Annotated in this window: 8 protein-coding genes and 4 tRNA genes; 10 read left to right on the plus strand and 2 right to left on the minus strand. The window is 40.0% G+C overall.

Going from position 1 to position 8,682, the window contains the following annotated elements:
• Positions 1 to 349 precede the first annotated feature (349 nt).
• The 9 genes from BLR76_RS04775 to BLR76_RS04815 all read left to right on the plus strand — a co-directional run bounded on the left by BLR76_RS04775 (position 350) and on the right by BLR76_RS04815 (position 5,551).
• Positions 350 to 625 (plus strand): GNAT family N-acetyltransferase, encoded by a 276-nt coding sequence (locus BLR76_RS04775; RefSeq protein WP_091266147.1) that lies wholly within the window; start codon positions 350 to 352, stop codon positions 623 to 625.
• Between the two features lie 85 nt (positions 626 to 710).
• A tRNA-Glu gene (locus BLR76_RS04780) sits at positions 711 to 782 on the plus strand.
• Positions 783 to 810: 28 nt separating this feature from the next.
• A tRNA-Thr gene (locus tag BLR76_RS04785) sits at positions 811 to 883 on the plus strand.
• A gap of 28 nt (positions 884 to 911) precedes the next feature.
• Positions 912 to 992 (plus strand) — tRNA-Tyr (locus tag BLR76_RS04790).
• An 11-nt stretch (positions 993 to 1,003) separates the two neighbouring features.
• A tRNA-Gln gene (locus BLR76_RS04795) sits at positions 1,004 to 1,075 on the plus strand.
• A 347-nt stretch (positions 1,076 to 1,422) separates the two neighbouring features.
• On the plus strand, positions 1,423 to 2,283 hold the full coding sequence (gene cdaA, locus BLR76_RS04800) for a diadenylate cyclase CdaA (protein ID WP_091266150.1): 861 nt from the start codon (positions 1,423 to 1,425) through the stop codon (positions 2,281 to 2,283).
• A complete protein-coding gene (locus tag BLR76_RS04805) occupies positions 2,280 to 3,308 on the plus strand; it encodes a CdaR family protein (protein ID WP_091266153.1) in 1,029 nt (342 codons plus the stop codon). Before cdaA ends, BLR76_RS04805 begins: the two co-directional genes overlap by 4 nt.
• A 29-nt stretch (positions 3,309 to 3,337) precedes the next feature.
• Positions 3,338 to 4,696: a phosphoglucosamine mutase gene (glmM, locus tag BLR76_RS04810; RefSeq protein ID WP_091266156.1), complete on the plus strand. Its 1,359-nt coding sequence runs from the start codon at positions 3,338 to 3,340 to the stop codon at positions 4,694 to 4,696.
• Positions 4,697 to 4,777: 81 nt separating this feature from the next.
• The gene (locus BLR76_RS04815; protein WP_091266159.1) at positions 4,778 to 5,551 is read left to right on the plus strand and encodes a DUF975 family protein; all 774 of its coding nucleotides are present in this window, start codon (positions 4,778 to 4,780) and stop codon (positions 5,549 to 5,551) included.
• 115 nt (positions 5,552 to 5,666) lie between these two features.
• Here the strand turns inward: BLR76_RS04815 and BLR76_RS04820 are convergent, their stop codons facing one another.
• Positions 5,667 to 6,149 carry a DUF456 domain-containing protein gene (locus tag BLR76_RS04820; RefSeq protein WP_091266163.1) on the minus strand — a complete coding sequence of 161 codons (483 nt, stop codon included), beginning with the start codon at positions 6,147 to 6,149 and terminating at the stop codon, positions 5,667 to 5,669.
• 248 nt (positions 6,150 to 6,397) lie between these two features.
• A complete protein-coding gene (locus BLR76_RS04825) occupies positions 6,398 to 6,793 on the minus strand; it encodes a hypothetical protein (protein WP_143009190.1) in 396 nt (131 codons plus the stop codon).
• Positions 6,794 to 7,058: 265 nt separating this feature from the next.
• Here BLR76_RS04825 and BLR76_RS04830 point away from each other — a divergent pair, with 265 nt between their 5' ends.
• Entirely contained in the window at positions 7,059 to 8,321 is a 1,263-nt protein-coding gene (locus tag BLR76_RS04830; protein ID WP_000608644.1) for an IS1380-like element ISEcp1 family transposase, read from the plus strand.
• Positions 8,322 to 8,682 lie beyond the last annotated feature (361 nt).

An 8,682-nucleotide genomic window follows, 5' to 3' on the forward strand; every position in this document is an offset into this window, starting at 1 on the left:
GGGTCATCAAGGGTCAATTTGTTGTAATCAAGCTTTGTGATATCGGTCCCTTTAGGTGGTCGATCACCCGCATCTTCAAGCCAAGTAATATAATCGTTTAAAAGTTGAATTAAACTGTTTTGCCACTTGATTTTATTAACTAAATACATGATAATCTGAAGTAGATTAGGCATCTCTTTTCACTCCTTAAGTGATGAATGTTTGTTTTTAGTGAACTTCATTTTATCAGATTAAGGGGGGAAGAGGTGCCTTTTTGTATTTTAATTGATAGAGCAACGATAGTTGCATTAAAACAACACGAAAAAACAAAAAAATTGGTAATTACTACACATGTAAAAGAGGTGAGAATATGGAATTTTCTAAAGGGAATAACCGCTTCTATAAAGAAGAAGACGGGCAGTTACTAGCTGAAATCACTTGGGTTTCCCAGGGAGACAGGGTGGGAGTTGATCATACTTTTGTAGACCCTTCTTTGAGAGGCCAGGGGGTAGCAGAGCAGCTGGTTGACCGTGTGGTTGAAGAGATGCAGAAAGAGCAGAAGAAGATCTATCCAATCTGCCCATATGTGGTCGAACTGTTCAAAAGAAAACCTGACAAGTACGAACATGTTCAGGCGTTTGATTAAATAATGTTAATTTTACTAAATCTTATTGACAATCACTCGTATCCATTATAGAATATATCTTGTGCTTAAAAAGTACAAGATGACTGGCCCCTTGGTCAAGCGGTTAAGACACCGCCCTTTCACGGCGGTAACACGGGTTCGAATCCCGTAGGGGTCATCACACTTTATTAGTAAGTGTCAGTAATGCCGGCTTAGCTCAGTTGGTAGAGCAACTGAATCGTAATCAGTGGGTCGAGGGTTCAAATCCTTTAGCCGGCATTGTCTAGTCTAGTGTTTTTGTTAATACGGAGGGATAGCGAAGTGGCCAAACGCGGCGGACTGTAAATCCGTTCCTTCGGGTTCGTAGGTTCAAATCCTACTCCCTCCATTTTATATTATTGGGCTATAGCCAAGTGGTAAGGCAACGGGTTTTGGTCTCGTCATTCCTAGGTTCGAATCCTAGTAGCCCAGTCATAATAAAAAAGCTGTACGGCAACTTGCTGCACAGCTTTTTTATTTACAGGAAAGCATATCTCGATCAAAAAGAAATGATTTCGAGGAAGTACCACTTTACACTAAGATGCCTTCATAATTGAGACATCACACCCTTTGCTGTGTAATGCCAGGTGAATATGCTTACAATAAGACGATAGTGCGAAACAGATGTTTACATCTTATATTCGAAGCATCGATTCGTTTAGTTCATTTTAAATATGAAAAAAGTTAGAGTTTTAAATTTAATCACATTTGAAATACTTAACCGCCCTTGATATATGGTATACTTACTCCGTGTATGTGCAGATTTTGGAGGTGGCAGCATGCCCTTGGATTTTTTTACAAATTTTGACTGGTCAAGGCTTCTTGTGTGGCGTACAGCTGTGAATATCATTGATATTCTAATAGTAGCATTCTTTATCTATCAGCTGATGCGTATCGTAAAAGGTACTCGTGCAGTCGAACTGCTTAAAGGAATTGGAGTCATTTTGATTCTGAAAGCAATTAGTGTTATTTTTCGGTTATATACGACGGAATTCATTGTGGATTTCGTTATTCAGTGGTCGGCTCTAGCACTGATCATTATATTCCAGCCGGAACTTAGACGTGGACTTGAACATCTGGGAAGAGGGTCTCTTTTCGGAAGGAAACGTCGATCGACTGCAACCGAGATCATTGTTGATAACTTATCCCATGCAATTCAGTACATGAGCAAAAGACGGATCGGTGCGCTCATCTCGATTGAAATGGAAACGGGTCTGGACGAATACATTGCTACAGGTATCCCGCTAAACGCAGAACTGAGCTCTGAACTTCTGATCAATATTTTTATTCCGAATACCCCGCTTCATGATGGAGCTGTCATCATAAAAGATTACAAAATCGCGACGGCTGCGAGCTACTTACCTTTATCAGAAAGTCCGGCTATTCCTAAAAAGCTGGGAACACGCCATAGAGCGGCGATCGGACTGTCGGAAGTATCGGATGCCATTACGATTATCGTATCTGAAGAAACAGGGGAAGTCAGCATTTCTCGTAGAGGAAATCTTATCAACGATATGTCGCAGGATGAAGTTTTGAACTACCTGACAAAAGAACTCGTGGAATCAGAGAAAGAAAAAGAGACGCAAGGTCCGCTGCAGCAGATCGTTGAAGCCGTACGGAAAGGAGTGTCCAGCGAGTGAAGTTGAATTTGGACAACCCGTGGATTACTAAATTAGTCGCACTTATATTTGCCATAACATTATTTTCGTTTGTTGCACTAGAGAATCAGTCCCGGATCAGATCAACAAGCCCGACTGATGGCGCGAGCATCACCAGTTCGGAAGTCATTACTAATTTGCCGATCGATATCAATATTGACCGGGACTTGTATTTCGTTTCGGGCATTCCGGAAACAGCAACGATTCGTCTGGAAGGCCCTCAGGCTGTGCTGACTCAGACGTTGGCTACTCAAAGTTTCAATATCGAAACGCCTGACCTGAACCAGATGGGCCCAGGCCGTCACACTGTCCAGCTTGAGGCAGAAGGATTGAGTGGTCAGTTGAATTACAGCATCATGCCGGCAGAACTGACGCTGGAAATTGAAGAAAAAGTCATAGAAGAACATGATGTAAGAGTCGAATTTAATGAAAATGCACATTTGGCTGATGGCTATACTGCCGATGATCCTGTCCTGTCCGATGAATCAGTGACAATATCCGGTGCTGCTTCGACTATGGAACAGATTAGCGATGTGATGGTAGTTGTCATGCCGGAAGAAAGTGACATAACCACTGATATCGACATGCTTTTGAACGTCCTGGTTCTTGATGAAACGGGCGACCTGCTTAATGTGAATACTTCGCCACAACAGATTAAGGTGACGATCCCTGTTCAAGGAACCGAACAGACCGTTCCAATGAATCTGGAAGAAATTGGTACACCTAATGAAGATTATGACTATGCTCTGGAGTTTGCTCAAGGAGAACCTGAACAGATCACTTTGATCGGTGAATCGGGTATTCTTGAAGAGATGAATGATTTTTCTGTAGAGGTGGATGTGTCGGGGATCACTGAATCGACCATCAGAACCATACCGATTCCTCTGCCGGATGGGATATCAGACAGTAACCCGAGAGATGTGGATGTACTGATCAGAGTGACGCCTGTCGAACAGGAAGCAGAAGACGATGATGAAACTGAAGAAGATGAAGACGATACTGTATAACTAGACTATTAGGATGAGGAGTTTGAACAATGGGAAAATATTTTGGAACAGATGGTGTTAGAGGGGTTGCGAATAAGGAACTGACCCCTGAGCTGGCTTTTAAACTGGGGCGTTTTGGAGGATATGTGCTGTCTCAGCACGCTGAAGAGGAAACCCCTAGAGTACTTGTGGGAAAAGATACACGTATATCCGGTAGAATGCTGGAATACTCCCTTGTAGCTGGACTATTGTCTGTCGGGGTTGAAGTATTGAGACTTGGTGTCATTACTACTCCCGGCGTGTCTTACCTGACACGTCAGCAGAACGCAACGGCAGGAATCATGATCTCTGCCTCACATAACCCTGTGGAAGACAACGGAATCAAATTCTTCGGGTCAGATGGGTTTAAACTCTCTGATGAACAGGAAGCTGAAATTGAAGAACTACTGGATCGTGATGGAGATGACCTTCCGCGTCCTAGTTCGGATGGCCTTGGAACATCTGAAGAGTACAAAGAAGGAATCTTGAAGTACATTCAGTTTCTGACGCAGACGATCAACGGAGACCTTTCAGGTATTCATGTAGCTCTTGATGGAGCTAATGGTGCAGCAAGTCCGCTTCTCAACCGCCTGTTTGCCGATTTGGATACTGATTTCGACGTAACTGGTGCCTCGCCAAATGGTCTGAACATTAATGATGGAGTGGGAAGCACACATCCTGATTATTTGGCTGATTTTGTACTGGAAAAAGGCGCAGATGTAGGCTTGGCTTTTGATGGAGACGGAGACCGTCTTATCGCTGTTGATGAACTGGGTAATATTGTTGATGGAGACAAGATCATGTACATCTGCGGGAAATTCATGCATGAAGAAGGTCGTCTGAAGAAGAATACGATCGTTTCAACAGTCATGAGTAATATTGGTTTCTACAAAGCGCTGGAAGTCCATGATCTGGAATCAGTGAAAACTAAGGTCGGTGACCGTTATGTTATGGAAGAAATGGTCAAAAATGGCTATAATTTAGGTGGAGAACAGTCGGGTCACCTGATTTTCCTTGATTACCATACAACTGGAGACGGCCTGCTTTCAGGAATGCAGTTGCTTAATGTGATGAAACAGACAGGCAAGAAATTGTCAGAACTCGCTGAAGAAGTAACGACGTACCCTCAGAAACTGGTCAATATTCGTGTGACGGACAAGCATAATGTCATGTCCAACCCGGCAATCAGTGAGGTCATTGAACAGGTCGAACAGGAAATGGCAGGAAATGGCCGTGTACTGGTTCGTCCAAGTGGAACGGAGTCTCTTCTACGTGTCATGGCGGAAGCTGAAACGGAAGAAGCAGTGAATGAATATGTTGACCGTATTGCAGACGTCGTCAGAAAAGAATTAGGTACAGAGGAAGCGTAACAAAACGTATTAGATTACCGCAGATTGCTTAGGGAGAAGCGATCTGCGGTTTTTACATATTGAAGTAAAGGAGCAGGTGCTATGAATGCAGAAACCTATCTATCCCCAGCCTCTATTAAAAGACAGGCTAGAGAGGAATTAAGTGGAAAATGGAGAGATGTTATCCTTCTCTACCTCGTACCGTTTGTTATCAGTCTTCTGCTGACTGGCGGTATATATGGATTCGATATGACATCCATTCCTAGAATTATTGTTGGCGAGGAAGAGGGGAATATACTGATCAATTTTCTCGTAACATACTTGACAATAGGTATATCATTTACCTTGCTCGATATGACCCGATCAAGCAGTTATAAAATAAAACCTCTGCCTGATGCTTTTCAAGTGTTTTCAAGACGATTCTTTATTCCTGTTTTTCTTATCCAACTTCTTCGAACCTTGTTCATTGCGCTATGGACGCTAGTCTTTATTATTCCAGGAATCATCAAAACCTATTCGTATTCGCAGGCATTTTTTATTTTTAAGGATAAAAAGGATCGCGGAACTGAAGAATACCTTTCAGCGTTCGATTGCATAAAAGAAAGTAGGTATTTGATGGACGGGCACAAGCTGGAGCTCTTTTTCCTTCACTTGTCATTTTTCGGATGGTACCTCCTGGAAGTGTTCACCTTGGGTATTGCTTCTTTATATGTCAGACCGTATCTTAACATGGCGGAAGCTGTCTTTTACTCCAGACTGAGCTACGATCATAAAGAGGCAAGCGATGGCCAAGTCGACGCTTATTATGATGAGACACACTTTGAAGGTGAAGTGTATGAGGAAGATGAAGAGTATGACGATTTTGCAGATTATTAAATAGAGATCTGTAAAGTCTCCTTTCTGCCATCGATTGATGTGAGCAGGAAGGGACTTGTTATCTCTTTAGAAAGATACTCAGGCAATTGGAAGAACATAACCCATCTCAGACGAGTTAGAGCCATATGGAGAGAAAGAACCAGGTAATCATGATCAATTGAATGATCCCTTCTGCAATTCGTCCGCTGAGAAACCCGATGAGCGTTCCGACAGCTGCTCTTAAAGCGTGCGCGAAGGTATCCTGTATCCAGAATTCTACGATCAGAACGGCAATAAACGGAAAAATCAGAATTCCGAATGGGGGAAAGATGAATGTTCCAGCGATGATGGCAATCGTCGCCGTTGTTTCCCCGATTTTACTTCCGCCGAATTTGTTGACAGCGATTGATCCGGCAAGCAGGTCGGCAAGCAGGAGGAAGACGGTAAGTACGCCCATTGATACCCAGAAGACCCAGGTCAGGACTGCTGAGTTGATGAAAAAATGATAAATGAGAAAACCACCCCAGACAGCTAGTACTGAGGGGACGACGGGAGAAATAAGACCCACAAAACTCAATATGAACAGACCGATGATCACGATCCATAAAATAGTATCCATTTTATCTATTCCTTTCTTAAATGATATCTAACTCAAGTATACTAGAGTTAGAGCTTATACGAAAAAGATAGACTTTTAATTTTAGACTGGGATTTTGAATTTACCCTTTTTACATTAAATATCCACTATTGCATGTAATTAAAAAACCTGTATTCGTTAATTCCTCATTTTTAGCAATTATGTTTAAAAATAGCCATGCAAATAAAACGCCCATATGCGCGTTTTAAAAAATTATTCAGTTTATTCATTCACAGTAAAGATAACTGATTCGAACGCTTTTCTACTTTGTAAAAGTATCTGATACCTACCGTATCAAACGAGAGGATTTTAGAGATACCTCGTATGAACCGATAAAGATAGAACTTTATTTTCTTTCGTTTGTTTGAAGGTCGTGCCCGTGCTAAGACTGTTTGTGTATGGTAGTTACTCTTTTCAATGGCCAACGAATAATGCCCAACAAGACAATTCATCAGTGTATACAGAATGCGTAATGAACTGACCGTCATTGTTCGCGTTTTTTCTAATTGAAACTCTTCCTTTTGAACACGAAAGAGTTCTTCAATTCGCCAGCGAGTAATATAACTTTTCAGAATTCGAAGGACATCGTCCTTTCCATTGATGGAGTGATTCGTTAATAGTTTCATTGGCTTTTCGCCATAGCCATAGACAACAACCATATTAAGAGGGGAATCTTTTAACACAGGCAACTTAACTTTAATATGACCTAGATTCTACGTCAGTACTTCAAAAAGCATAATCAAAGCCTTGATAAATATGCGTTCCTTCGAAATTCAGCTTTCACCCATTGGGTGAAAGAAAAGTGCTCAAAAATATGTTAAATTATCAACTTCTATGACTCGATATATGGTAAAATAATAGTAAGAAAAGTAGTAAAAAGGGGTTCTAATTATGATTAATAAAATTGATTTCAAAGCTAAGAATCTAACATCAAATGCAGGTCTTTTTCTGCTCCTTGAGAATGCAAAAAGCAATGGGATTTTTGATTTTATTGAAAATGACCTCGTATTTGATAATGACTCAACAAATAAAATCAAGATGAATCATATAAAGACCATGCTCTGCGGTCACTTCATTGGCATTGATAAGTTAGAACGTCTAAAGCTACTTCAAAATGATCCCCTCGTCAACGAGTTTGATATTTCCGTAAAAGAACCTGAAACAGTGTCACGGTTTCTAGGAAACTTCAACTTCAAGACAACCCAAATGTTTAGAGACATTAATTTTAAAGTCTTTAAAAAACTGCTCACTAAAAGTAAATTGACATCCATTACGATTGATATTGATAGTAGTGTAATTAACGTAGAAGGTCATCAAGAAGGTGCGTCAAAAGGATATAATCCTAAGAAACTGGGAAACCGATGCTACAATATCCAATTTGCATTTTGCGACGAATTAAAAGCATATGTTACCGGATTTGTAAGAAGTGGCAATACTTACACTGCAAACGGTGCTGCGGAAATGATCAAAGAAATTGTTGCTAACATCAAATCAGACGATTTAGAAATTTTATTTCGAATGGATAGTGGCTACTTTGATGAAAAAATTATCGAAACGATAGAATCTCTTGGATGCAAATATTTAATTAAAGCCAAAAGTTATTCTACACTCACCTCACAAGCAACGAATTCATCAATTGTATTCGTTAAAGGAGAAGAAGGTAGAGAAACTACAGAACTGTATACAAAATTAGTTAAATGGGAAAAAGACAGAAGATTTGTCGTATCTCGCGTACTGAAACCAGAAAAAGAAAGAGCACAATTATCACTTTTAGAAGGTTCCGAATACGACTACTTTTTCTTTGTAACAAATACTACCTTGCTTTCTGAAAAAGTAGTTATATACTATGAAAAGCGTGGTAATGCTGAAAACTATATCAAAGAAGCCAAATACGACATGGCGGTGGGTCATCTCTTGCTAAAGTCATTTTGGGCGAATGAAGCCGTGTTTCAAATGATGATGCTTTCATATAACCTATTTTTGTTGTTCAAGTTTGATTCCTTGGACTCTTCAGAATACAGACAGCAAATAAAGACCTTTCGTTTGAAGTATGTATTTCTTGCAGCAAAAATAATCAAAACCGCAAGATATGTAATCATGAAGTTGTCGGAAAACTATCCGTACAAGGGAGTGTATGAAAAATGTCTGGTATAATAAGAATATCATCAATAAAATTTAGTGTTGCTCTGTGGATAACTTGCAGAGTTTATTAAGTATCATTGCAGCAAAGATGAAATCAATGATTTATCAAAAATGATTAAAAGGTGGTTGTAAATAATGTTACAATGTGTGAGAAGCAGTCTAAATTCTTCGTGAAATAGTGATTTTTGAAGCTAATAAAAAACACACGTGGAATTTAGGGAATATATATAACTAGTCAATTTGTGTCTTATAGGGTCTTTTGGAAAAGCCTTCAGGGTTTTATTTTATAGACATAATATTAGTTTTACTAGTATTAAATTAATCAAGGAAGGATATTGATATGCTAGAGATCATTTACATTTGGTTTATTAAT

This window comes from Alkalibacterium thalassium (assembly GCF_900101165.1).
In the GTDB taxonomy this organism is placed as follows: domain Bacteria; phylum Bacillota; class Bacilli; order Lactobacillales; family Carnobacteriaceae_A; genus Alkalibacterium; species Alkalibacterium indicireducens.